The organism is Candidatus Palauibacter polyketidifaciens (assembly GCF_947581785.1).
Lineage (GTDB): Bacteria > Gemmatimonadota > Gemmatimonadetes > Palauibacterales > Palauibacteraceae > Palauibacter > Palauibacter polyketidifaciens.
On record NZ_CANPVO010000023.1, the window covers coordinates 1 to 23,332 of the forward strand.

The 23,332-nt window shown below is 68.6% G+C and carries 19 protein-coding genes, 3 tRNA genes and 1 pseudogene; 12 read left to right on the top strand and 11 right to left on the bottom strand.

The window, feature by feature from the left end:
* Positions 1–302, top strand: a pseudogene (locus RN729_RS07200) (hypothetical protein); the annotation flags it as partial.
* Positions 303–332: 30 nt separating this feature from the next.
* Here the strand turns inward: RN729_RS07200 and RN729_RS07205 are convergent.
* The 3 genes from RN729_RS07205 to RN729_RS07215 all read right to left on the bottom strand — a co-directional run bounded on the left by RN729_RS07205 (position 333) and on the right by RN729_RS07215 (position 2,677).
* Positions 333–569 carry a hypothetical protein gene (locus tag RN729_RS07205; protein WP_310783165.1) on the bottom strand — a complete coding sequence of 79 codons (237 nt, stop codon included), beginning with the start codon at positions 567–569 and terminating at the stop codon, positions 333–335.
* Between the two features lie 11 nt (positions 570–580).
* The gene (gene fabF, locus RN729_RS07210; RefSeq protein ID WP_310783168.1) at positions 581–1,846 is read right to left on the bottom strand and encodes a beta-ketoacyl-ACP synthase II; all 1,266 of its coding nucleotides are present in this window, start codon (positions 1,844–1,846) and stop codon (positions 581–583) included.
* 378 nt (positions 1,847–2,224) lie between these two features.
* On the bottom strand, positions 2,225–2,677 hold the full coding sequence (locus RN729_RS07215) for a hypothetical protein (protein ID WP_310783170.1): 453 nt from the start codon (positions 2,675–2,677) through the stop codon (positions 2,225–2,227).
* Between the two features lie 323 nt (positions 2,678–3,000).
* Between RN729_RS07215 and RN729_RS07220 the strand changes: the two genes are divergently transcribed.
* Both RN729_RS07220 and RN729_RS07225 read left to right on the top strand, forming a co-directional pair.
* Positions 3,001–4,182, top strand: a complete 1,182-nt coding sequence (locus RN729_RS07220; protein ID WP_310783171.1) for a putative Ig domain-containing protein — start codon at positions 3,001–3,003, stop codon at positions 4,180–4,182.
* A gap of 45 nt (positions 4,183–4,227) precedes the next feature.
* On the top strand, positions 4,228–5,016 hold the full coding sequence (locus RN729_RS07225; protein WP_310783174.1) for a hypothetical protein: 789 nt from the start codon (positions 4,228–4,230) through the stop codon (positions 5,014–5,016).
* A 139-nt stretch (positions 5,017–5,155) separates the two neighbouring features.
* Here RN729_RS07225 and RN729_RS07230 read toward each other — a convergent pair.
* The 5 genes from RN729_RS07230 to RN729_RS07250 all read right to left on the bottom strand — a co-directional run bounded on the left by RN729_RS07230 (position 5,156) and on the right by RN729_RS07250 (position 7,497).
* Positions 5,156–5,239: transfer RNA gene (locus RN729_RS07230), tRNA-Ser, on the bottom strand.
* Positions 5,240–5,527: 288 nt separating this feature from the next.
* Positions 5,528–5,600: transfer RNA gene (locus RN729_RS07235), tRNA-Gly, on the bottom strand.
* A gap of 52 nt (positions 5,601–5,652) precedes the next feature.
* Positions 5,653–5,726, bottom strand: a tRNA-Val gene (locus RN729_RS07240).
* Positions 5,727–5,840: 114 nt separating this feature from the next.
* Positions 5,841–6,845, bottom strand: a complete 1,005-nt coding sequence (locus RN729_RS07245) for a radical SAM protein (protein ID WP_310783176.1) — start codon at positions 6,843–6,845, stop codon at positions 5,841–5,843.
* 13 nt (positions 6,846–6,858) lie between these two features.
* On the bottom strand, positions 6,859–7,497 hold the full coding sequence (locus RN729_RS07250) for a hypothetical protein (protein ID WP_310783178.1): 639 nt from the start codon (positions 7,495–7,497) through the stop codon (positions 6,859–6,861).
* Positions 7,498–7,518: 21 nt separating this feature from the next.
* On the opposite strand from RN729_RS07250, the gene RN729_RS07255 reads away from it, so the two are divergent.
* Together RN729_RS07255 and RN729_RS07260 are read left to right on the top strand one after the other, a co-directional pair.
* Positions 7,519–7,872: a zinc ribbon domain-containing protein gene (locus RN729_RS07255; RefSeq protein WP_310783180.1), complete on the top strand. Its 354-nt coding sequence runs from the start codon at positions 7,519–7,521 to the stop codon at positions 7,870–7,872.
* The gene (locus RN729_RS07260) at positions 7,869–8,678 is read left to right on the top strand and encodes a TrmJ/YjtD family RNA methyltransferase (protein ID WP_310783182.1); all 810 of its coding nucleotides are present in this window, start codon (positions 7,869–7,871) and stop codon (positions 8,676–8,678) included. Before RN729_RS07255 ends, RN729_RS07260 begins: the two co-directional genes overlap by 4 nt.
* A 3-nt stretch (positions 8,679–8,681) precedes the next feature.
* Here the strand turns inward: RN729_RS07260 and rho are convergent, their stop codons facing one another.
* Positions 8,682–10,046 carry a transcription termination factor Rho gene (gene rho, locus RN729_RS07265; RefSeq protein WP_310783184.1) on the bottom strand — a complete coding sequence of 455 codons (1,365 nt, stop codon included), beginning with the start codon at positions 10,044–10,046 and terminating at the stop codon, positions 8,682–8,684.
* A 309-nt stretch (positions 10,047–10,355) separates the two neighbouring features.
* On the opposite strand from rho, the gene RN729_RS07270 reads away from it, so the two are divergent.
* From RN729_RS07270 to RN729_RS07280, 3 genes are read left to right on the top strand one after another with little or no spacing between them, the layout of a single operon-like run.
* Complete coding sequence (locus tag RN729_RS07270) at positions 10,356–10,943, top strand: sulfocyanin-like copper-binding protein (protein WP_310783186.1); 588 nt, start codon at positions 10,356–10,358, stop codon at positions 10,941–10,943.
* A gap of 31 nt (positions 10,944–10,974) precedes the next feature.
* Positions 10,975–11,892: a proline dehydrogenase family protein gene (locus tag RN729_RS07275; protein ID WP_310783188.1), complete on the top strand. Its 918-nt coding sequence runs from the start codon at positions 10,975–10,977 to the stop codon at positions 11,890–11,892.
* Positions 11,893–11,902: 10 nt separating this feature from the next.
* A complete protein-coding gene (locus RN729_RS07280) occupies positions 11,903–12,763 on the top strand; it encodes an SDR family oxidoreductase (RefSeq protein ID WP_310783190.1) in 861 nt (286 codons plus the stop codon).
* Positions 12,764–12,773: 10 nt separating this feature from the next.
* On the opposite strand, the gene RN729_RS07285 is transcribed toward RN729_RS07280, so the two are convergent.
* Positions 12,774–14,135: a MiaB/RimO family radical SAM methylthiotransferase gene (locus RN729_RS07285; RefSeq protein ID WP_310783192.1), complete on the bottom strand. Its 1,362-nt coding sequence runs from the start codon at positions 14,133–14,135 to the stop codon at positions 12,774–12,776.
* A gap of 222 nt (positions 14,136–14,357) precedes the next feature.
* Between RN729_RS07285 and RN729_RS07290 the strand changes: the two genes are divergently transcribed.
* On the top strand, positions 14,358–14,765 hold the full coding sequence (locus tag RN729_RS07290; RefSeq protein WP_310783194.1) for a hypothetical protein: 408 nt from the start codon (positions 14,358–14,360) through the stop codon (positions 14,763–14,765).
* A gap of 59 nt (positions 14,766–14,824) precedes the next feature.
* Complete coding sequence (locus tag RN729_RS07295) at positions 14,825–15,859, top strand: class I fructose-bisphosphate aldolase (RefSeq protein ID WP_310783196.1); 1,035 nt, start codon at positions 14,825–14,827, stop codon at positions 15,857–15,859.
* Between the two features lie 33 nt (positions 15,860–15,892).
* Here RN729_RS07295 and hutF read toward each other — a convergent pair whose 3' ends face one another.
* Entirely contained in the window at positions 15,893–17,284 is a 1,392-nt protein-coding gene (gene hutF, locus RN729_RS07300; protein WP_310783198.1) for a formimidoylglutamate deiminase, read from the bottom strand.
* Between the two features lie 168 nt (positions 17,285–17,452).
* Between hutF and RN729_RS07305 the strand changes: the two genes are divergently transcribed.
* Both RN729_RS07305 and RN729_RS07310 read left to right on the top strand, forming a co-directional pair.
* Complete coding sequence (locus tag RN729_RS07305) at positions 17,453–20,803, top strand: carboxypeptidase regulatory-like domain-containing protein (protein ID WP_310783200.1); 3,351 nt, start codon at positions 17,453–17,455, stop codon at positions 20,801–20,803.
* Between the two features lie 59 nt (positions 20,804–20,862).
* Positions 20,863–23,316, top strand: a complete 2,454-nt coding sequence (locus RN729_RS07310) for a choice-of-anchor B family protein (protein ID WP_310783202.1) — start codon at positions 20,863–20,865, stop codon at positions 23,314–23,316.
* The last annotated feature ends 16 nt before the right edge of the window (positions 23,317–23,332 follow it).

Consider the following 23,332-nt stretch of genomic DNA (forward strand, 5'->3'; position numbering starts at 1 on the left):
CCCGTAAGTTCAATGGATCACAACAGATCCGCGCGGGATGGCAAATGCTGGCCCAACTCCTGTTCTCCGTCGTCATGGCCGGCGCCATGCTCTGGCTCTTCGTGGGCTTCGCGTCAGCCGAAATGGCGGATATGTCGGGCGGCTTCGACGCCTTCGTGCGGCGCGCGTGGACCTTCTACGCCATCGGCATCGTCTGGGGCGTCGGCACCTTCGCCTGGCTCGTCGTGAACGCGATCGAGGTCCCGAAGCTCATCGCAGAACACAACGTCCAACTCCACGCCCGCATCTTCGGCTCCGGGTAGCCGCTCGCGCCGTTCCGGTGCAGGCCCCGGCTACGCACCATCCAGGACATCGTAAAGCGCCTTCCGGTCGGAGATGTCGGCGTTGGGCGGCACGTGTCCCGTGACGGTCTTCAGGTCGAGCTTGAAGGCCGGGCGCTTCCGGCCGTCGTCCCTGAGCTTCGTGCGCAACGCATCCTCTACGAACCGCGCAAGCGAAATGCCCTCGCGGACCGCCCGGGTCCTGGCTCTCCTCAGGATCTGATCGTTCAGTTCAAGCGTGGTCTTCATCAGACTCTCCGTCAGTTGTCGTCCCAGCGGCGGATGGCCAGGCAGGCGTTATGCCCTCCGAAGGCGAAGGAGTTCGACAGGGCCGCCGAAACGGGGCGCTCGATGGGGCCGGCGTGCGCGTAGTCGAGATCGCACTCGGGATCCGCCTCCTCGAAGTTGATCGTGGGAGGGATCACGCCGTGCCTGCAGACGAGCATGGAGATCACGGCTTCGATCCCCCCGGCGGCCCCGAGCGGGTGGCCCGTCATCGACTTCGTCGCGCCCACCACGATCGACCGCGCGTGATCGCCCAGCACTTCCTTTATGGCCTGCGTCTCGGCCGCGTCCCCGACCGGCGTCGCGGTCCCGTTCGCATTGATGTAACCGATGTCGCCGGGTGCGAGGCCGGCGTCTTCGAGCGCCTGCTGCATGGCCAGCCGCGCGCCGACGCCGTCCGGGGCAGGGGCCGTCATGTGATAGGCGTCCGCGCTCTGCCCGAAGCCCGCGATCTCCCCCAGGATCTCCGCGCCGCGCGCCCTCGCGTGCTCCAGTTCCTCGAGGATCAGCATGCCCGAGCCCTCCCCGAGCACGAATCCGTCGCGGCGGGCGTCGAAGGGGCGGCAGGCTCTCTCCGGATCGTCGTTCCGCGTCGACATCGACCCCATCGACGCGAAGCCGGCCACCGCGAGCGGCGTGATGGCGGACTCGGTGCCGCCGGCGATCATCACATCGGTCTCTCCCCTCCGGATCGAGCGGAAGGCGAGCCCGAGCGAGTGGCCACCGGAAGCACAGGCCGACACCGCCGCGTAGTTGGGGCCGCGCGCGCCGTACAGGATCGACAGCAGTCCGACGGTCATGTCCGGGATGAACATCGGTATGAGCAGAGGCGAGACGAATCGCGGTCCCTTCGACAGGAGTTTTTTGTGCTGTGCCTCCAGGAGCGGGAGCCCGCCGACCGCGACGCCGACGACGACCCCCGTCCGGTCCGGAGGCAGGTGGGCGAGCCCGTCGCCGAACCCGGCCTGTTCCATGGCCTGCGTCGCCGCGGCAATGGCCAACTGCAGGAAGCGGTCGGCGCGCCGCGCCCCCTTCCGGTCCAGATACTGGAGGGGATCGAAGCCCTTCACCTCGCAGGCGAAGCGGACGGGCTGGCCGGACGGATCGAACTGCGTGATCGGCCCCGCGCCGCTCTCGCCCCGCAGAAGCGCAGCCCAGGTGTCATCCGCATCGAGGCCGACGGATGTGACCATCCCGACGCCCGTGATCGCGACGCGCCTTTTCGCATCCGTGTGGATCAAGCTGATCGTCTCCAGCCGCCTTCCCGTTCCGCACCTCACCGCGATGGGGGGAGATAATACAGTGACGCGGAAGGCCTGACATGGCCCCCGGAGATGGCGGCGTTTGGAGGGAGTGGGATGGGCTTCCTCACGCTGCGGGCGCTACGTCTCACCACGGGGTCAGAATCGCTTTCGAGATGCTGTCCTCCTGACAGCAACAGCGCAGTGAGTGCGAACGGAGGCCCACGCTGGGATTCAGCCCGGCGCGTGCGACCGCTTTCTTGTTACAAAGTCACGGACCAGCAAGCGGCTTACAACGCACGGGAAGGATCTCTCGGAGGGGGTAGCAGCGGAGCCTCCGTAATACCAGATTCTACTGGGGTTCGTGCCCGCGGAACATCAGCAGGTACACGGTTCGCGCCAGCGTTTCACCCGGCGCGGTCGGGTTGCCGCTGCCGCTCCGCTGTATGGTGCCAAGCCAGCCCCCCAATGGATGAAGCCGGGGACTTGCCCGGCCGCCAGCCCGGTCCAGTTCGTGCACGGAGGGTGCTCGGCCGCGATGTTGTATCTTGCGATCAGATTATCCAACGGCCTGCCGGATCCGTTGTGGACGGAGAGATCGAGTTGCCACACATCGACGGGTTGGCCGTGGTTCGCCTTCTTGCGCTCATACTCGGTCGGGGTCTCCACTTGCTCCAGGACATTGCACGTCGCAGCCCCGTACTGCAGGACGCGCGCGCTGCCGCGCAGCTCGATCCCCTCCAGCTCGAGGAGAGGCTGCGCGTGTGCCGGTCCCGCCATGAGCGAGAACAGCGCCACCGTCGCCATCCACGCCCGGTCCAATCGAATCATGGCGCCTCCGGAACATTGTCGTCCGACGGCGCATCGCATCCGGCCAGGCGCCGCACGAACCGACCGTATCGACCATGGTTCCAATGCCTAAGCGAATGGCTGTTGGCGCACCATTGTCCAAATGGGGTAGATGGGTTTGTGGCGGCACCGGCCGTGACGGGGTGTGCCGCCTGACACCGCCTGAATATCGGTTGACCCGACCTGGTTGGCGCCCACAGGATTTCGGTGTTGCTTGGCGTTCTCGTCCCCTTCAGCCAGATTCCGCCGCGAGGTTCAGTATGCCTGCACCTTCGAGCAAGGACTCCGTGAGGGTCGCGAGAACGTTGAAGTCCGGATTGACGCATGCCGATCCGGGCTCCGGTTTCGTCCTGGCCGCGCTGATCGGCCTTTGGGTTGCGGCGTGCGGAGGCGAATCGACAGCCCCTCCGCCCCCGCCTCCGCCCCCACCGCCGGCGCCGGTAGCGCCGGTCCAGGTAGGCACGATCCCCAATCAAGCGGTCGGGACCGGGCAGACCGCGACCCTCGACGTATCCTCCTACTTCCGCGATCCCGATGGCGGTGCGCTCACGTACACGGCCGCTTCATCGGCGGCAGCGGTAGTCTCGGTCTCGCTGTCCGGCAGCACTCTGACGATCGTCGGGGTCGCTGAGGGAACCTCGACGGTGACGGTAACGGCCAGGGACCCGGGCGGGCTCACGGCCGCGCAGAGTTTCGAGGTGACGGTGGAGACGCCGAACCGGGCCCCCGAGCCCGTGGGGACGGTCCCAAGCCGGAACGTGGAAGCGGGACAGACGGAGACCCTCGATATCTCCCCCTACTTCAGTGATCCCGATGGAGATGCGCTGACCTACACGGCCGCTTCCTCGGCCGCCGCCATCCTCTCGGTCTCGATCTCGGGTAGTACCGTGACGATGGTGGGGGTGGCGGAGGGAACTTCGACGGTGACGGTAACGGCCAGGGACCCGGACGGGCTCACGGCCGAGCAGAGTCTCCAGGTGACGGTGGAGACGCCGAACCGGGCCCCGGAGCCCGTGGGGACGATCCCGGGCCAGACCGTGGAAGCGGGACAGACGGAAACCCTGGACGTCTCTCCCTACTTCCGCGACCCCGATGGAGATGCGCTCACCTACACGGCCGCTTCCTCGGCCGCCGCCATCCTCTCGGTCTCGATCTCGGGCAGCACCCTGACGATGGCGGGGGTCGCCGAAGGGAACGCGACGGTGACGGTGACGGCCCGCGATCCGGGTGGCCTCACCGCCGAGCAGTCAGCCAGCGTGGCCGTCAGTTCCGAGTCCGACTTCGTACCGCTCAGTGTGCTGACGATCACCCGCAGCGGAGGCATCAGATTCGGCGGCATCAGCGTTGGGACGGGCTGCTTTCAAGTCTCCGCCATAACCCTCAACGGCGTGACCTACACCGTTCACTGGAGCGAGTGGCAGATCTTGAGTGGCTCGGACTGGAACCAGGTCTCCGGGACGCGCAGGGACGGTCGCGTCTGCGGCTAAGACCTTGCTGCGGCGGCGCCGGGCGAGTACCGGCTCGCCGGGGAGATGTCCCTCAACGGAGTCCGCGGACGCTACAGGAGTTCGAACACGGTGACCGTCGGGGAAGGAGGAGGAGCGAGCTTCCGGGACGACTTCGACTCCAGCGCCAGCCTGGACGACTGGAGTGTCCAGCTGAACGCCGACGTTGAAGTGGCCGGCGGCTTGCTGCGCATTACCAACAATCGGGACGGTTTCGTCGGGCTGGTCGGGCGAGACCTGGACGATCCTCTGACTTCCTGGACGCTAAGCGTGAGCATGGGTCGTGCCCAGCGGGACGGTCTCGCCGGAGTGTGGTGGGGCACGGGTATCCGGCGCTACCCACGGATGTCGTTCAACGTTGGACCGCTCGGCGAAACGAACTTCTCCACGTGGTTATGGGACGATGACCAGGAAACCTGGCTTCGGTTGACGGATCTCAGCGGCCACTCCGACGCCATCAACGTGGGCCCCGATGAACTGACGGAGATCACCCTCGGCTGGGATGGCGAAGAAGTGTTCGTGCGTGCCGGGGACACGGATCTGCTCCGCGGTGAACCGGACGAAACGCTGGCCGCGATCATGGGGCACATTTTCTTCGTGATCCTGACGATGGAGGGCGACGTGGGCCGGACGGCGTTGTTCGACTGGGTGGAAGTGACCGGCACCGTGGCCAGCGCCGACATGGCGGATGGCGCGCGACCGGCTCTCCCGACCGAAGTCCGGCGCGTGGCCAGGGACCCGGCGGACTCGAACACGGCAACCGACCGCGGGTTGAGTCTTCGCACCGGGAAGCTCCGGCCCGGTAGGAACCGCTAGCTCAGCCCAGGACGTGGGCTTACGCCCTACTTCTAACGGAGGGGGTGGGATTGGCTTCCCCCCGCTCCGCGGGGCTCGCCGAGCTCGCTCACTTCGTTCGCTCGGTTCGAACCCACGTGGGCTTACGCCCTACTTCTAACGGAGGGGGTGGGATTCGAACCCACGTGGGCTTACGCCCGCCGGTTTTCAAGACCGGTGCATTCAGCCGCTCTGCCACCCCTCCGGACGACGCGGTCGCCCGCGCATCGAGGCACCGCGCCGACGGCAAGGTAATGCGCCCGGAGCCGCGATTCCATTAAGGTCGGGCGCTTCAGGTGTCGGGGGTGAGGGTGATCCGGTAGCGGACGACCCGACACTGCGGCGACCGGCACCTTCGGGCTTCGAATTGAAGGATGGCCTCAGATCGGCGGGTCCCGACGGAATGCCGGCAACGGTCACGGGGACCTTCTCCGGTGCACGGGCCGAGGGAGAGGGGGGCCGCCGATAGGCGGAGCCCGGCGACGGGCGAAGAAGCGGGCGACCGGTCTCGAACCGGCGACCTTCAGCTTGGGAAGCTGACGCTCTACCAACTGAGCTACGCCCGCGCGGCCGCATGTTGCGGCTGCCGTACGTCGTTGCGGCTGCTGCGTGCTTCAATGGGGCGGGAGGGACTTGAACCCCCGACTTCTGCGATGTGAACGCAGCGCTCTGGCCAGCTGAGCTACCGCCCCTGTCAGTCCCCTCACGGGGCCAGCGATGTTACACGGAGGTCCCGTCTCCTGTCAAAGCTGAGGGCGGTGCTGCGGGGGGATCGGCGCGGGGCGCTCGGCGGATCTCCCGGCGGGTCAGCTCCGCCAGGGCGTGAGCAGCTTGAAGAAGGCGTCCGTGTTGTCCTGCACGAACTCGCGCACGCTCTTCTCCGTGTTCGCCCGGGTGGAGATGTAGCACTGCTGGCACGCGTTCTGTTTCGTGAACTTCTCCAGCATGTCCTCCTGCCGGTCGAAGTACGCCATCACCATCGCGCACGGCGTGAGCCTTCCGTCCGGGTTGATGACGAGGAAGCGGCGGCCCGCCTGGCACCCGGGGATCCCTTCCTCCGTCAGAAACCGGTGGAATTTCCACAGCACGCGAGGCGTCGTGTAGACCGGATATCCGGCGGCGCGCAGATCGATGACCTCCTGCAGGCTGTCGGCCAGCCCGTCCAGCCCGTCCCCCTCGATGAGCCCGTCCCGGTCCTGCACCCGCAGGTGCGTATAGACGGAGAAGTTGATCGGCACGCCCCAGTCCTTCGCCACGCGCACCATGTCTCCGATGTCCCGGTAGTTCCACGCGGTGATGCACACGTTGAGCAGAATGTCGTCCGTGTCCGTGCTCTGGCGGCGGATCTCGGGAACCACGCGGGCCATGCGGTCGAACAGGCCGGGAATGCGGCGAAACTCGTCGTGTCTTTCGTCGGGGAAGTCGAGCGAGGTCGACAACTGGTGCATCCCGCTGTCCTTGAGACGGAAGAAGCGTTCCGGCGTGAGGTTCGACGCGTTCGTGACCACGATCATCCAGGGCAGCCCGCCCTTGTTCGTCATCGCGTCGACGATGTCGTACACGTCTCCGCGCGCGAGCGGTTCCCCTCCGGAAGCGTGCGACACGACGGGCCGAAGCTCCCGGCAGATCGCCGCGTACTCCGCCGCCCCGAGGCGCTCCTCCTTGATGGGTCCGCCCCAGTTGCAATGCCAGCAGTTCGCCGTGCAGGCGTGCGTGATCTCGAACGAGACGGAGAGCGGCTTGTTCTGCATCCGGTTGCGGATGCCCCGCGCGAGCATGCGTGCGGCCATGGCTCCGGAGATGTTCGGCATCCGATCAACCCTGCTAGAGGCGGCTCGCCTTCCAACGCTTGTATCCCGCGGGGATGGCCTTCACGAGGTACAGCGCGAAGACCACGGCGACGCATGCGATCAGCACCCAGTTCGGGATCGGAATCGTCGCCCCGAGGAGAGCGAGAAGGTAATAGCGGGGAAAACGGGCGACCACCAGCGCCGCGACCCACTTCCACATGGGGTACTGGATCGAGAACGCGAGGAACTTGAAGGGGAAGAAGGGGATGGGCGCGAAGCCGGTCGCCACGATGGTGGCGAAGGGCCACTTCATGAACCAGGAGATCGCCTTGCGGTAGAACCTCTTGCGCTTGTAGGCCCGGATGTTCTGCAGGTTGAGGAGGGGGACGAAGACGAGGTGGTCCATGACCCCCGCAATCGCCGTGCCCAGCGTAGCCCACGCCGCGGCGAGCCACAGGTCCGCGACCTTCCCGAAGTAGATGAGGACGGGCTCGTGGGGGAAGACGGAGATCGCCGTGTTGGCCGGGATGGAGTAGAAGGCGAGATACAGGTAACTGTCGGATTGGAAGTCGCGCAGGAGGAGGATCGACGTCGTGATGCCGATCGCGATCATCAGTCCGCCGCAGATCCAGACCGCCGGACCGATGGGTGTGTCGATCTGATCCTGTCGCAAACCGCTCTCCGCCGTAGCTTTGTGTCCCGCGGCACGGCCGGGTTTCCGACCAAGTTACCGCCACCCGACCCGCAGTGCCCGGCGACGACGCGCGAGGAGGAGGATTCGATCGGCGATCAGCGCAACGACACCCGGATGGACTGCCCGGAGTGCGGCGATCCCGTGGGGCGGGCTGACCAGACCTGCCAGAAGTGCGGCGCGCCGCTCTCGTTCGCACCGGACGAAACAGGCGTGCACTGCGCGGTCTGCGGGGACGCGATCGGCGCCTACACGGAGACCTGCCCCGCCTGCGGCGAGACGGGCTATCCGGCGCTCCGTCCGCGCCGCGGCCGCAAGTGGAAGGGCTCGCGCCCGGAGGGCTTGACCCGGACGTGAGCGAGGGCAGCGGACGGCTCGACCGGACGTGCATCGTCCTCCACGAGCCGCAGGATGTCGTCAACGTCGCGCTCGTGACGCGCGCGATGAAGAACATGGGTCTCTCGCGTCTCCGACTCGTGAACCCCGCGGAGTTCGATGCCTGGCGCATCACCGGCATCGCGCACGACACGGAGGATGTCGTGGAGCGCATCCGCATCTTCGATGATCTCCCCTCCGCCCTCGCCGATGCGAGCTACGTGCTCGGTGCGACCGCCCGCCGCCGTTCCACCCGCCACGAGTGGTGGAGTCCCGAGGGCGCCGCGACGGAATTTGCGAGCCCCGCCGGCGGGCGCGAGGGGAGACTCGCCGTCGTCTTCGGCCGCGAGGACCGGGGTCTCTCCAACGAGGCGCTCGATCTCTGCCACGGCCTCGTGTGCATCCCCACGAACCCCGACCACACGTCGATGAACCTCGCCCACGCGGCCGTCATCATTCTGTACGAACTGCGGAAAGCGGCGCTGGGCCCGGCCGACTGGGAGGGGCGCGACCTGGAGGGCAAGAGACGCCGCCGGACCCCGCCGGCGCTGCACGGCGAGCTTGAGGAGTTCTTCGACATCTGGGAGCGGGCGATGGGGGAGGTCGGTCTCTTCCACGGCATCGAGTCGGCGCCGAAGATGCGGAGCTTTCGGAACATCTTTCAGCGCGCGGACCTCGACCGGCGCGAACTCGGCCTCATCCTCGCGGTGGCGTACGAGGTGCTGAACTTCGCCCGGCGAGAGAAGAAGCGCGCCCGTGAGCGCGCGGAGGCGGAAGCGGAAGGCTAGCTGCTAGATCCGCTGGCGCAGCTTCGAGACGAGTTCTTCGTTCGAGTCGGTCTGCCGCATGAGGCCGAGGACCTCCTGCATGGCCTCGACCGGCGGATAGGTGCTGAGTTCGCGCCGCATCGCCTGGGCGACGAGGAGTTCATCGTCGTTCATCAGGCGTTCCTCCCGCCGCGTCGCGCTCGAGTTGAGATCGATCGCGGGAAAGATCCGGCGGTCCGAAATGTCCCGGTCAAGAACGAGTTCGCTGTTCCCCGTCCCCTTGAACTCCTCGAAGATCACCTGGTCCATGCGGGAGCCGGTGTCGACGAGCGCCGTCGCGATGATCGTGAGCGATCCGCCGCCCTTGCTCTCCGGGACGCAGCGCGCGCTGCCGAAGAAGCGCTTCGGCTTCTCGAGGGAGTTCGCGTCGATGCCGCCCGTGAGCGTGCGCCCGCTTCCCTCCTCCGTCGTGTTGTACGCCCGCGCCAGCCGCGTGATTGAATCGAGGATGAGGACGACGTCCTGTCCCAGCTCCGCCAGGCGCCGCGCGCGCTCGAGCGTGATCTCGGCGACCTGCACGTGGCGCTCGGCCCGGTGGTCGAAGCTCGAGGCGGTGACCTCGCCGAGTCCCGTCGCCTCCATCTCCGTCACTTCCTCCGGACGCTCGTCGACGAGGAGGATGAGGATCGTGGATTCGGGGTGGTTCTTCGAGATGCCCTCGGCGATCGCCTGCAGGACCATCGTCTTCCCGGCCTTGGCGGGCGCGACGATGAGAGATCGCTGACCCATTCCCATGGGACAGATGAGATCGATGATCCGATTGGTGTAGTCGGGCTGTCCGCGGCGCTCGAGCCCGCACTCCAGCCGCAAGCGCCGGTCGGGATGCATCGCGCTCAGGCGGTCGAACTGTCGGCGTCGTCCGAGCTGGTCCGGGGGGGTGCCGTTGACGGTGTGAAGATATCGGAGCGGGGGGCTCTTGCCGGGGCGGGGCGGACGGCCGGCCTGGCCGCAGATCTCGTCTCCCGTCCGCAGATCGTAGCGGGAAACGATCTTTGGACTCACGTAGATGTCGTCGTCGCTCGGGGTGTACCCGGCGTGCTGGCGGCGGATGAACCCTGTGCCGTTGCCGAGCCGTTCGATGAGTCCCAGGTAGCCGTCCTTCGGACCCTCCGGAACTTCGGCGGCCGCATCCTGCTGATCGGGCCGCGGCTGGCGGGGCCCCTTTCCTCCGCGGTTGCGGCGTCCGCGTGAACGGCGTCGCCGGTTCCGGCCCTTGCCTCCGCGGCCACCCGACCCCTTCCCGCGGCCCTTGGGCTGTCCCTTGCCGCCGGGTTGGCCTCCGCTCCCGCGCGGGGAGCCGCCACGCGGCTGTGATGTGTTGTTCGTCAAAGGCATGTCGGTCGGAGAACGGATCTCGCGCCTGCGGAACAATCTGGCCGGCGCAAAGGACGTGGCGACCATCGAACGGGGAACCCCCGGAATCGCCTGAATGGGCTAGTATGGGGCGCACCCGGGGCTCGCGCCAGTTTCCGGGCGCTTTCACCGACGCGCGCGGCCGTAGCCGGAGGATCGAGATCCTGTATATTCCGGGCGCTCCGCTCGGCACGAACGCGGCAGGAACGCGACGGGCCGGGGGGACGCGCCTCCTGCGCGTGTCTTACGAATCTCATCGGAAGAACTCTGGAGTGGAATAGAATGATGAAGCGATCGACACAACTCACCCTGGGCGCCTTCGTCCTCTTCGGATGCGGCGGCGGCGAGAGTGACCAGCCGTCGCCGGCACCTGCCCCTGCCCCGGCTCCCGCCGCGGAGGCCGCCGCGACGCCTTCGGGGCCCATGGCCGTGGACTGGATCTCGGTGGACGACGGCGCACGCACCGTCACGATCGATCTCGTCGCGGGCTCGACGGACGCGAACAACCGCTGGAACTTCAACGGCTACGCGAACGGCGAGGCCACGGTCGTCGTGCCTGCCGGATACACCGTCACCCTCAACTTCGAAAACCGGGACCCGGTCAACTATCACAGCGTCGGCGTCCTCGAGCGGGCGGCGAGCTACCCCCCGATCTTCGATGACGCCACGCCGGTCTTCGATGGCGCGATTACGACGAACGCGACGTCGATGACGGAGGCCACGGCCCCCGGCGGCGGCACCGAGAGCATCAGCTTCACGGCGTCCACGGCCGGCGAGTACGCGCTGGTGTGCCCCGTTCCGGCTCACGCGGTCACGGGGATGTGGATCGGGTTCGACGTCTCCGGGTCGGGCGAGTCCGGGTTGCGGAGCTAGCGGGGCGAGGGTCGGTCGGGGTATGGAGGCTATGAGGAAGGCGCTGCTGTGGGCTTCCACGAACCGGTGGCTCTCGCAGCGCCTTCCGGAGCGTCCTTTCGTGCGGCGCGCGGTTCGCAAGTTCATGCCGGGCGAGAAGCTGGAGGACGCGCTCGGCGAGGCGGCCGGTTTACGGGAGGAAGGCATTCCCACCCTCGTCACCACGCTGGGCGAGAACGTCGAGACCGCTGAGGAAACCCGCGAATCCGTCGCCGAGTACGTGCGGGCGATGGACCTGGCGGAGGAGATGGGGCTCGATCTGGAGGTCTCGATCAAGCCCACCCACCTCGGACTCGACCAGGACCCGGAACTCGCGGTCGAGAACGTCGGGGCACTCGCGGCGCGCGCCGAGGGTCACGGTACGCTCTGGATCGACATGGAGGGGTCGTACTACACGGAGGCGACGCTGTCTCTCTACCGCGCGGTCCGGCGCCGGCATGTGAACGTCGGACTCTGCATCCAGTCCTACCTCAGACGGACGGCCGACGACCTCGAATCGCTCATGGAATTCGGCCCCCGCATCCGGCTCGTGAAGGGCGCCTACGCGGAACCGGCCGAGATCGCCTTTCCCGACAAGCGGGACGTGGACGAAAGCTACCTCGCCCTCGCGCGGCGTCTTGTGGACCACCTCGGGAACGGAGGGGACGGCTTCCTCGGGCTCGGGACCCACGATCCGGCGATGATCGGGCCGCTCTCCGCGGATGCCGCGGCGGCGGGCCTCGATGGCAGCCGGTTCGAGATCGAGATGCTGTACGGGATCGGACGGCGTGAGCAGAGGAGGCTCGTGCGCAACGGAACCCCGCTGCGGGTGCTGATCAGCTACGGGGGGGCGTGGTTCCCCTGGTACATGCGTCGCCTGGCCGAGCGGCCGGCGAACATATGGTTCGTCGCCCGCAGCATGTTCCGCTAGCGTAGCCGGCATGGACGAGAAAACGGGCGGCGACGCGCTCTTCGCGCCGGGGATCCTCGCAGGCCGGACGGCGTTGATCACGGGTGGCGGCAGCGGCATCGGGTACGGCATCGCGGAGTGCCTCGCGGCGGCGGGCGCCTCCGTGGGCGTGTTCAGCCGCAACGGGGAACGGGTCGGGCAGGCGGCCGAGCGCCTGGCTTCGGCTCACGGGGTGCGGACGCTCCCGACCGTCGGGGACGTGCGCGAACCGGCGGCTCTCGAACGCGCGGTGCGGGAGACGCGGGACGCGCTCGGGTCCATCGACATCCTCGTGAACAACGCGGCGGGCAATTTCTATGCACCGACGGCGGAACTGTCGCCGAACGGTTGGCGCGCCGTGGTGGAGATCGATCTGTTCGGCACCTTTCACGCCTGTCGCGCAGTCTATCCCGTCATGGCCGAGCAGGGGTACGGACGCATCGTGTCGATCTCGATGACGCTGCATTACCGGGGCTGGCCCCTCATGGCCCACGCGACGGCTGCCAAGGCGGGGGTGGACGCGCTCACGCGTACGCTCGCGATCGAGTGGGCGCGGGACGGGATCAACGTGAACGCCGTGGCGCCGGGTCCGATCCCGACGGAGGGCGTGAAGAAGGCGTTCGAGGCTCCTCCCAGCGAGGAAGTCGACATGTTCGGCATGCGCTCCGGCACCGGGTTCGCGGATCGTTTCATTCCGGCCGGGCGGCTGGGGCGCCCTCACGACATCGGGCAGATGATCACCTTCCTCTGCTCACCGGGCGGAGACTGGATCACGGGCGCGGTGATCGTCGTCGACGGCGGGGAGTCGCTCGTGAGCCCGCGCACCGTCCCCCCCGGACGCTCCGAGAGCTGACGCGCCGGCCTCAGACTGCTGCCGCCGCCGGTGCGCTGGCGGGCACGTCAGCCGTCAGACGCCCGTCGCGCGCCCGCAGGCGCGCGGAGAAGCGATCGCCGGGGGTCGCGTCGCCGCGGAGTTCGACCCGCAGGTAGTCGCCCGTGACGCCGGCGACGCGGTCGTCCCGGCCCTCCACGACGATTTCGGCGATGGTGCCAGCGCGCGTTTCCGAATAGGCCTGGCCCTTGCGGAGGCCGATTTCCCGCAACGTTCGGGAGCGGCCGGCCGCCACGTCGCCGGGCACCCGGTCCGGGAGACTCGCGGCCACGGTTCCGTCCCGCACCGAATAGGGGAACACGTGCAGGTAGGTGTAGGGCAACTCCTCCACGAGCGCCCGCGTCTCCTCGAACTCCTCCTCCCCCTCGCCGGGGAAGCCGACGATGATGTCCGCGCCGAGACCGAACGCGCCGGAGCCGACGCCGCCCAGACGCTCGGCGATCGCGAGCACCCGGGCCCGATACGCCTCCCGCGTATGCCAGCGGCGCATGAGGCGAAGCACGCGGTCGGACCCGCTCTGCAGCGGCACGTGCAGGTGGGGGGCCAGACGTCCATCCGATGCCGCGAGCAGATCCACGAGCCGGCCGTCGATTTCCGTCGCCTCGATGGAGGAGAGGCGGAGGCGGACGGGGACTTCCTCGAGCAGCCGTTCGCACAGCGTCGCGAGACCGTGGGACGTGCGCGCGCCGTCGCGCGGGGAGCCGGCGGCGAGATCCTTTCCGTAGTGGCCGATGTGAATCCCGGTGAGCACGAGTTCCGGGTGCACGCGGGCCAGCGTCGCAGCCTCCGCCACGACATCGTCTACCGGGCGCGAGACCGAGGCGCCGCGCGCGATCCGCGTCGCGCAGAACGAGCATTTCCGGTCGCACCCGTCCTGGATCTTGAGCCAGGCCCGGGTGCCGCGCGCATTCCGCTGCAGTGGGGCGGCCGACGCGTCCGAAACGGCTGACGTGACCGGACCGGCCGCGGCGAAGTCTCCCAGTTGCGGTACAAGTCGCGCGACCGCGGTCGGGTCGTGCCCGGGCACGACGCCATCCACTTCTTCCAGCGCGTGATACTCGGCTTCACGAAAGGAGGTTGAACAGCCGGCGACGACGATGCGGAGATCCGGGTGTTGGCGGCGCAGCCGGCGCACGAGTCGCCTCGCGTTCGCGTCGGCCTGGTTCGTCACGGTGCACGTGTTGATGACGGCGATGTCCGCGGCGTCCGCGTGGAGCGCCGTCTCCGCCCCGCGGAGTTCAAGCTCCTGACGGATCCGCTCGGTATCGTACTGGTTCGCCTTGCACCCGAAGGTGTGGAACCAGACGGAAGGGCTGTCGTTCACGTCGCTCATGTCGCCGAGTCGTGTCGCTCACGGAGGGGTTCGCGCGTTCTCTCATGTAAGATCGGTGCAGCACGAAGGAGACGCTACGTGTCGGGTGGACTGCACCCCGCTCCGATGTATCTTTCCCATAGGTTTATTACCCGGCCGAAGGCAGGTGCGGATCGCGTGCGGACCCGACGGTCGCCGCGCGGCCCGGCACAGCGGCCCATGGAGGAATGCAAGATGTGGTGTGTGAAACAGAAGCGGTACGCAATCGTCGCCGTCATGGCGATCGGGCTTTCACTCGCGGCCTGCGGTGAAGACGACCCCGTGGTTCCGGAGCCCATGTTCGACAGCCCGTCTACGGTGCGCGTGGTCAACCGGCTGTTCGGCCCCGTGATCCGTTTTTTCGCACGTCCGTGCGGGACATCCGACTGGGGCCAGGATCTCTTCGGCACGGACCACCCCGTCGAGGGGACGATCCAGCCGGGCGACTCGAGGGACTTTACCGTCGAAGCGGGCTGTTATGACCTGCGAGCTGAATATCTGGAGACGACGGAGCCGGGTCCCCTGATGGCGAAGATGATCTTCAACCAGGCAGCCACGCCGGTCACGCCGGTGATCTGGACGCTCGAGGACGATCCCGCGAATCCGACCTGATCCCGTACGGATCGCAACCAACACCGAATCCGGCCCGGGATGAGGGCGGAGGAACCGTTATGAGGCAGCAGCTCGTCCAGGTGGCGGAAGACATCGGGGCCAAGGGCAAGGGAATTCTGGCCGCCGACGAAAGCTCGGGAACCATCAAGAAGCGGTTCGACGGGATCAGCGTCGAATCGACGGAGGAGAACCGGCGCGACTACCGGGAACTTCTCTTCCGGACGAGCGATGCGCTGAGCGAGTGCATCTCGGGCGTCATCCTCTTCGACGAGACGCTGCGGCAGTCGGCGGCCGACGGCACGCCGCTCGTCCAGCTCCTCTCCGATGCGGGGTCGATCCCGGGGATCAAGATCGACAAGGGGGCGCATGACCTCGCGGGAGCGCCGGGCGAGAAGGTGACCGAGGGCCTCGACGGGCTGCGCGAACGGCTGGCGGAGTACTACGAACTCGGGGCCCGCTTCACGAAGTGGCGCGCCGTCATCGACATCGGACGGGGCGGAGACCGCGCCATCCCGAGCGCCTACGGCATCGGGGCGAACGCCCATGCCCTCGCCCGGATGGCGGCGCTCAGCCAGGAGCAGGGGCTGGTGCCCATCGTCGAGCCGGAAGTGTTGATGGACGGCGACCACAACATCGACCGCTGCTTCGAGGTTACGGAGGCCACGCTCAAGCAGGTCTACATGGCCCTCTTCCACCAGCGGGTGCTGCTGGAAGGCTCGGTGCTCAAGCCCAACATGGTGCTTTCGGGCAAGCTCTGCGCCGATCAGGCGGGCGTCGACGAGGTGGCCGAGAAGACGGTGCGCTGCCTGAAGCGTGCGGTGCCCTCGTCGGTCCCGAGCATCGTCTTTCTGTCGGGAGGGCAGACGGACATCGAGGCCACAGCCCACCTGAACGCGATGAACGCGGGGTTCGATACGCCGTGGAACCTGAGCTTCTCCTACGGGCGGGCGCTGCAGGCGGCCCCGCTGCAGGCCTGGGGCGGCGCCGCGGACAACGGGCCGGCGGCACAGGCGGCGTTCGCGCACCGCGCGCGCATGAACGGTCTCGCGACGCGCGGAAAGTGGTCGATGGAACTGGAGCGGGCGGCCGCCTGACGCCGCGCGGGCGGCTCCGGCGCGACGCCGGGGTCAGATGACCGGCCGGATCTCCCGCATCACCTTCCCGAAGGCGGACCGGATCTCGGCCTCGCCAGCGACCGATCCGCGCTCGACGCGCCGTTCCCCTCCGACGTACACGGCCTCGATGTCGCGCTCGTCGCCGCCCACGAGCCACGCGTCCATGAGGGTCTCCCAGTCGTGTCCCAGCGTGTGGGGGCCTTCGCGATCCAGGACGACGAGGTCGGCTCGGTAGCCGGGTGCGATTCGCCCAAGGCGGCGCGATGCGCCATTGCCGGCCGCCGGGTCGGCGGGGGGCGCCGCGGCCTCGCCTCCGCCCTCCGCGAGCCACGACCAGATGACGGAGCCCGTGCCCGCTTCGGTGGCCAGGCGGGCCCGTCGCCGATCCCGCAGGCGCTGCCCGTATTCGAGTTGCCGCGCCTCCTCGATCGCGGAGATGCGGACGTTCGCGTCGGAGCCCGCCGCAGCCGCGCCACCGGCGAGAAAGTGCTCGCGGGCGGGGAAGATCCCGTCCCCCAGGTGGGCTTCCGTGATCGGACACAGGACGACCCTCGCCCCCGCGCTCCGTAGCCGGGCGCGCTCCGCCTCCGTGGCGTGCGTCGCGTGGACGAGACTCCAGCGCGGACCCAGCTCGACCGTGTCCGCGAGGAGATCGACCGGCGCGCGGCCGTGCGCCGCGAGGCATTCCTCGACCTCGAGTTCCTGCTCGCTGATGTGGATGTGCAGCGGCGCCTCGCGGCCCAGCGTCGCGTCCACCGCCGTCACGAGTTCCGTCAGGTCGGCCGTGGGCACCGCCCGGAGGGAGTGCGGCGCCACACCGACGACCGCCGGGCCCAACTCCTCGACTGTGGCCATGAATTCGTCCACCGAGCCGTGCGCGAAGCGCCGCTGTCCCGCGTGAGGCGCGGCTCCGTCGAAGCCGGCGGTCCGGTAGTAGACGGGCAGCAGACTGATGGGAAGGCCCACGTCCGCGGCCGCCGCGAGCACGGCTTGCGTCGTCTCGGGTCCACGCGCGCCGTCCGGGCCGTGATGCAGGTAGTGGAACTCCACCACGTGGGGGAAGCCCGCGCGCAGCATGCGGGCGTACCCGTGCCGGGCGACGGCGAACAGTTGCTCCGGGGTGATGGAGCCGGCCAGCCGGTACATGGCCCGGCGCCAACTCCAGAAGGAATCGTCCCCCCGAGCCTCTTCGCCGAAGCCGGCCAGGGCGCACTGGAAGATGTGCGAGTGCGCGTTCGGCATGCCGGGGACCGCGAGGCCTCCGTCCCAGGGGGCGCCGCCGGGCCGGACGGACCGAACCGCCAGGATCGTGCCGTCGGGAGCGACGTCGATCGACCGGTCCCGCTCGAGCCCTCCGGGGCCCAGGATGGCGCGAAACCTCAGCGTGCGGCTCTTGGTACTCACGGCTCCGACAATACACGGCGGTCGGCCGGCGCGGGTAGCCCACCGATACACCATCCGCCCTCCGCGCGTTATCTCTTAGGATCTTCGGAGATGCTCACGATGGACCTCGCGGGAATCGTGCCGGCGGGCCGTTGCGCCGGACATGCCCTCAGCATGAGGAGAATCGCCTTGAGTCGCCTTGTCGGCGTTGCGTTGATCGGCCTTCTCGCGGGGCTCGCGGGCCACCCGTCCATCGTCTCCGCCCAGGGGGTGACGACCGCGGGCGTGGCCGGGCGCGTGATCGACGCCGACGGAGCCCCCGTGGCCGGAGCCCGGGTCGAGTTCCGCCACACCGAGACCGGCGCCACCCACACGGTCCTGAGCGACAACCTGGGCCGTTTCAGCCTCGCCAATCTGCGGCCCGGCGGGCCCTACACGCTGGAGGTCGCGCGCATCGGGCTCAACCCGGCGACGCGGGAGGGTCTGACGCTCATCGCCGGACAGCGGCTGCGGCTCGAGGTTCAACTCTCCGAGACGGCGGTCCCCCTGCCCGAACTCTCCGTTCGCGTCGAGACGGATCCCGAGTTCGACCCCACCCGCATGGGCTCGACGACGGTCGTCGACCGGGAGACGCTCGAGACGCTCCCCACGATCTCCAGGGACTTCACGGGATTCGCCCGACTCTCTCCGCTCGTGGCGGTGGACGAGATGGGGACCTCCGTGGCCGGATCGAACATCCGCTTCAACAACATCCAGGTGGACGGCGCCCTCAACCAGGACGTCTTCGGCCTCTCGCCGACGGGGGTGGCCGGCGGACAGGCCAGGGGGCGCGTCATTCCGCTCGCGGCGATCGAGGAACTGCAGGTCCTCACCGCGCCCTACGACGTGCGCCAGTCCGGGTTCACCGGGGGCGTTCTCAACGCGGTCACGCGCACGGGAAGCAACGACTTCCGCGGCTCGGCGTTCGGCTTCTTCCGCAACGACGCGCTCGTCGGCGACGCGGTTATCGGCGGGATCCCGCGCGCGCCCGGCGATCTGGAGAACGCCTTTGCGGGCTTCGATCTCGGCGGGCCGATCCTGCGCGACCGCCTGCACTTCTTCGTCGCGGGCGAACTTGAGAGCAGGACGCGACCGCCCGATGGCTTCACGGTCGGCATCGATGACCTCGTGCGCACGAAGCTGGACCCCGACTCGGTCAACCGCGTATCCGGGATCCTCCGGGGCTACGGCGCGGAAGCGGGCGAGGCCGGCCTCTACACGCTCGAGAACAACCTCGCCAACCTGTTCGCGCGCGTGGACGCCCGCCCCAACGCGGACCACTCCCTCATGTTCCGCTACAACCTCGCCTACGCCGCCGACGACCCGGCGACGAACCGACTTCCCGGCGACGCCTACGAGATGTCGTCCACGGGACGGGAGATCGAGTCCCGGAACCAGTCGTTCGGAGCGCAGTGGCTCGCGACGCTGAGTCCACGGCTCTCGAACGACCTCATGGTGAACGTGCAGTTCCTGCGCGACCGGGAAACCGCGAACTCCCTCTATCCCCGCGTCGAGGTCGGCCTCCAGGCGGGCGTGCCGGGGGCGGGGTTCCGGCGCGAGTTGCGCCTCGGGTCCAACTACTCCGGGCCGGACGGGGAACTCGACCAGAACATCCTGCAGGTCACGAACGCGCTCACCTTCTCGCTCGGTGACCACCATCTCACGCTGGGGGCCGGGTTCGAGCGCTTTTCGATCCGACGCGAGTATCTGCCGGGCAGCCTCGGCAGCTACTACTTCCGGTCGCTGGCGGACCTCGAGGCGAACGCCCCGGAGGAATACGTCGTCCACGTGCCGCTCTCGGAGGACGCCGGCACCTCGGACTTCGACGTGCACCAGTTGTCGGCCTTCGTGCAGGAGGAGGCCCGGATCGGGGAGCGGCTGAACGTTCGGGTCGGCCTGCGGATGGACGTGCCGCTGATGCCCGACGCGCCGGCGCACAACCCGGACGTGGAGCGGTCGTTCGGCTTCAGCACGAGCGACCTGCCGGGCGGCACGGTCCTCTTCTCCCCGCGGGCGGGCTTCAACCTCGGTCTCGGCGGGGACCGCACGACGCAGATCCGCGGCGGGATGGGGCTGTTCACCGGCCGGCCACCCTTCGCGTGGCTCGCGAACGCCTATCAGAACACAGGGCTCTCGTCGGTTTTCGTGACCTGCCGGCGGCGGAATCTCGGCGTTCCCGATCCCGAGATCGTCCCCGCGTTCGATCCTCTCGCGCCTCCCCCGACCCTCTGCGTGGACGGCACGGGCGGCGAGTCCGCGGTCCCCATCGTCACGCTGTTCGACCCGGATTTCCGCTTTCCGCGCGACTTCAAGGCCTCGCTCGCCGTCGACCAGCGCCTGCCGGGGGGATTCGTCCTCTCGCTCGAGGGGATCTACACCCGCTCCGTGAACCAGATCGCGTTCCAGGATCTGAACATCGGCCCCGCCCTCCCCGCGGCTGACCGCACGGAGGCGAACGGGTTCACCTACGGCTTCGGCTTCGGGACCCGAGAGACCTTCGCCGACCCCGGCGCCGGGAGCCAGTTCGTCGATCCACCGCCGGGCGAGCCGCCGGGCGAGCGGGAGCCGATCTTTCTCCCCCGACGCGTCGATCCGGGCTTCGGACAGGTCATCAAGATCGGCGACCGGCCCCTGAACTTCTCGTACGCCCTGAGCGCGCGGCTCCGGAAACAGTTCGGCAATCGGCTTTCCGTCGACGTGGGCTACGCCTTCAACCGTTCCGCCGACGTGCGCAGTCTTTCTTCGCTCGATGCGATCGCGAACTTCGGCTACACCGCGGTCGAGGGCGATCCGAACGATCCCCAGCGGCAGGCCTCTCTCTTCGACCGGCCGCACCGCCTCGTGGCGAGCGCGACGGCCGCCCTGCCGGAACTCATGGGGGGCGGCCGCCTGTCCGTGCTCTACGTGGGACAGTCGGGGCGGCCCTACTCGTACGTGTATGCGGACGACATCAACGGGGACGCCTATCCCGGGTACGGCCGGGCGCTCGACCTCGCGAACGACCTCATCTTCGTGACCGGCGCGGCGTTCGACTTCCCCGGAGGGGGACGGACCCCGGTCAGCGGCATCCTCTTCGAGCAACTCGTCGCGCAGGAACCCTGTCTGCAGGCGAACCGGCTGCGGATTCTGCACCGGAACGCCTGCCGGACGCCGTGGTCGCACCAACTGGATTTCCGCTTCAGCCAGCCCATCCAGCTGGGCGGCGCGGAGGTCACCGTGACGCTCGACGTGCTCAACGTCCTCAACCTGGTGAATCGCGATTGGGGACAAGTCCAGACCGTGAACCCCGTCGTGCAGTTGCTGACCGTCGAAGACCGGATCGAAGACGACTTCGACCTTCAGAACATGCTGCCCGAACCGGACGACCCGCTCCGCGCCCGCTACGCCGGACCGCTCCAGACGAGCGACACGGGCGGCGTGCGCGCCTCGGTGCCCTACCTGCCGCAGATCGGCGCTTCGCAGTGGCAGGCCCAGTTCGGCATCGGCATCCGCTTCCGCTAGCACGGTCGGCGGGGATAGGTTCCGCCGCTCGACCCTCCGCAACCCCTGGAGTCAGTACCATGCGACCACGTCATCTCGCTCTTCTCGTTTCCCTCGTTCCCTTCGCTGCGGCGGCGCCGGCGGCCGCGCAGACTCATGCCGGCGGCCTGAACCATGCCGCCGGGGCACCGGTCATCGGCTTCGGAGCGGCCGCGGCCGTTTCCGGCGACGAGATCTTCGTCTCGCGGCCGGGCGAGTTCGCGGCGTTCCCCATGCCGGGTTCCGAACCCGGCAGCGTGCACATATTCCGGCGCGGCGAGGAGGGCTGGGTGGAGGTCGCCACGATACCGGCCCCGAGCGGAGTGTACGGAGACGGTTTCGGGGAGGCGCTGGCGGTCGAGGGCGACATCCTCGTGGTCGGCGCCCCGAGGGAGAACGAGAGCCGGGGCGCCGCGTACGTCTTTGTCCGTGAAGGCACCATGTGGAGTTCCCGGGAGCGGCTGGAGGCGCCGGACGCAATGCCGGGAGACGTCTTCGGTTCCTCGATCGCCGTGGGGGCCGGGGGTCAGTTCGGGGTGATCGGCGCTCCGGGGCGCGGCGCCAGCGGTTCGGTGTTCGCCTACGTGCAGTCCGACATGGGGCTGACGTCCGTTGAACTGACCGGGTCCGACGCCCCGGCGGACGCCCGTTTCGGGGCGGCCGTCAGCGTCGAGGGCGACCTGGCCCTCGTGGGCGCGCCCGGGCCGTTCGCGCTCAGCCAGTTCACACCGCCCGCGCCACCGCAGGCCGGGACCGGCTACCTGTTCCGCCGCAGCGGCACCGAATGGGATGAGGTCGCCCGGTTGACCCCGGCCGGCGGCATGGTGGCCGGCCTGTCCGCGGTGCTCATGGAGGGAGACGCATACCTCGGCTCTCCGCTCGCCAACCAGGCGCAGGGCTCCGTCTTCCGGTTCGCGGCGGGCGACGATGGGACGTGGTCGCAAACGGGGTCGATCGCGGCTGCGTCGCCGTCTCCGGCGGCCTTCTTCGGCTACGCCCTCGCCGGGGCGGGCGGGCGACTCGTGGTCGGGGCGCCGGGCACGAACGCCTTCGCGGGCGCGGCGCACGTCCTCGGAGCGGGGGACGACGGCGAGTGGAGTGAAGAGACCCTGCTGCGGGGCGAAACCCGGGGGCTCATGGGCTTCATGGGCAACTCCGTGGCAGGAGGCGACGGCTTCGCTGTGGTCGGGGCGCCCGGCTCCGAGTTCTTCGAGGGCATCGGCTTCGTGTTCGAGCGCGACGCGGGCGGCGCGTGGAGCGAGGCCGCTCCCATCCACGAGACCGAACTGGGCCTGGCCGCCGTCAGGGGCGAAGAGATGCGATGCTCGGACGACGGGACGGTCGCCGGCTTCGACTGCTCCGAGGTGGACCTCGTCTCCTTCCTCCCGGCGCGGGAAGTCGGGGGCGGACGCGGGATCATGGTCAGCGACATCTGGGGCTGGGTGGATCCGCAGACGGGCCGCGAGTACGCGATCCTCGGGCGGTTCGACGGGACCTCCTTCATCGACGTGACCGACGCCGGGAATCCCGTCTATCTCGGGAACCTTCCCCTCACCGAGGGCGCGATGCCGAACCTGTGGCGCGACATGAAGGTGTATGCGGACCACACCTTCATCGTGGCGGACAACGCGGGCGAACACGGGATGCAGGTGTTCGACCTCAGGCGGCTGCGGGACGTGACCAATCCCCCGGTGGATTTCGACGAGGACGCGCACTACGCCGAGTTCGCCTCCGCGCACAACGTCGTCATCAACGAGGCGTCGGGTTTCGCCTACGTGGTGGGCGGCAGCGGCGGCGGCGAAACGTGCGGCGGCGCGCTGCACATGGTGGACATCCGCGATCCGCGGAACCCGACGTTCGCCGGCTGTTTCGCGGACCCCGAGACGGGGAACGCCGGATCGGGCGGCTATACGCACGACGCGCAGTGCGTGATGTACGAGGGTCCCGACGCCGACTACGCGGGCCGCGAAGTGTGCTTCAACGCGAGCGCGACGAAGCTCGGCATCGGAGATGTGACCGACAAGGACAACCCGACGCCGATCTCGAACGCCGCCTATCCGAACGTGGCCTATTCCCACCAGGGGTGGCTGTCGGAGGACCAGCGCTACTTCTACCTGAACGACGAACTCGACGAGCTGTCGGGCGGGGTGACGGGGACCCGGACGCTCGTATGGGACGTGGCGGATCTGGACGATCCGGTGCTCGTGAGGGAGTTCGTGCAGGACAACGCGGCGTCGGACCACAACCTCTACATCCGCGACAACCTCATGTACCAGTCGAACTACGTGAGCGGACTCCGGATCTTCGACATCTCCGACCCGGAGAACCCGGTGCCGGCCGGCTTCTTCGACACGGTGCCGGGGAGCCCGGACGCGCCCGGATTCGCCGGATCGTGGAGCAACTACCCGTTCTTCCCCTCCGGGAACATCATCGTGTCGAGCATGCGCGAGGGGCTGTTCGTGCTCAGGAAGCGGGAGACCGCCCTCGTGCCCTAGCAGCCCCCAGGTTCGG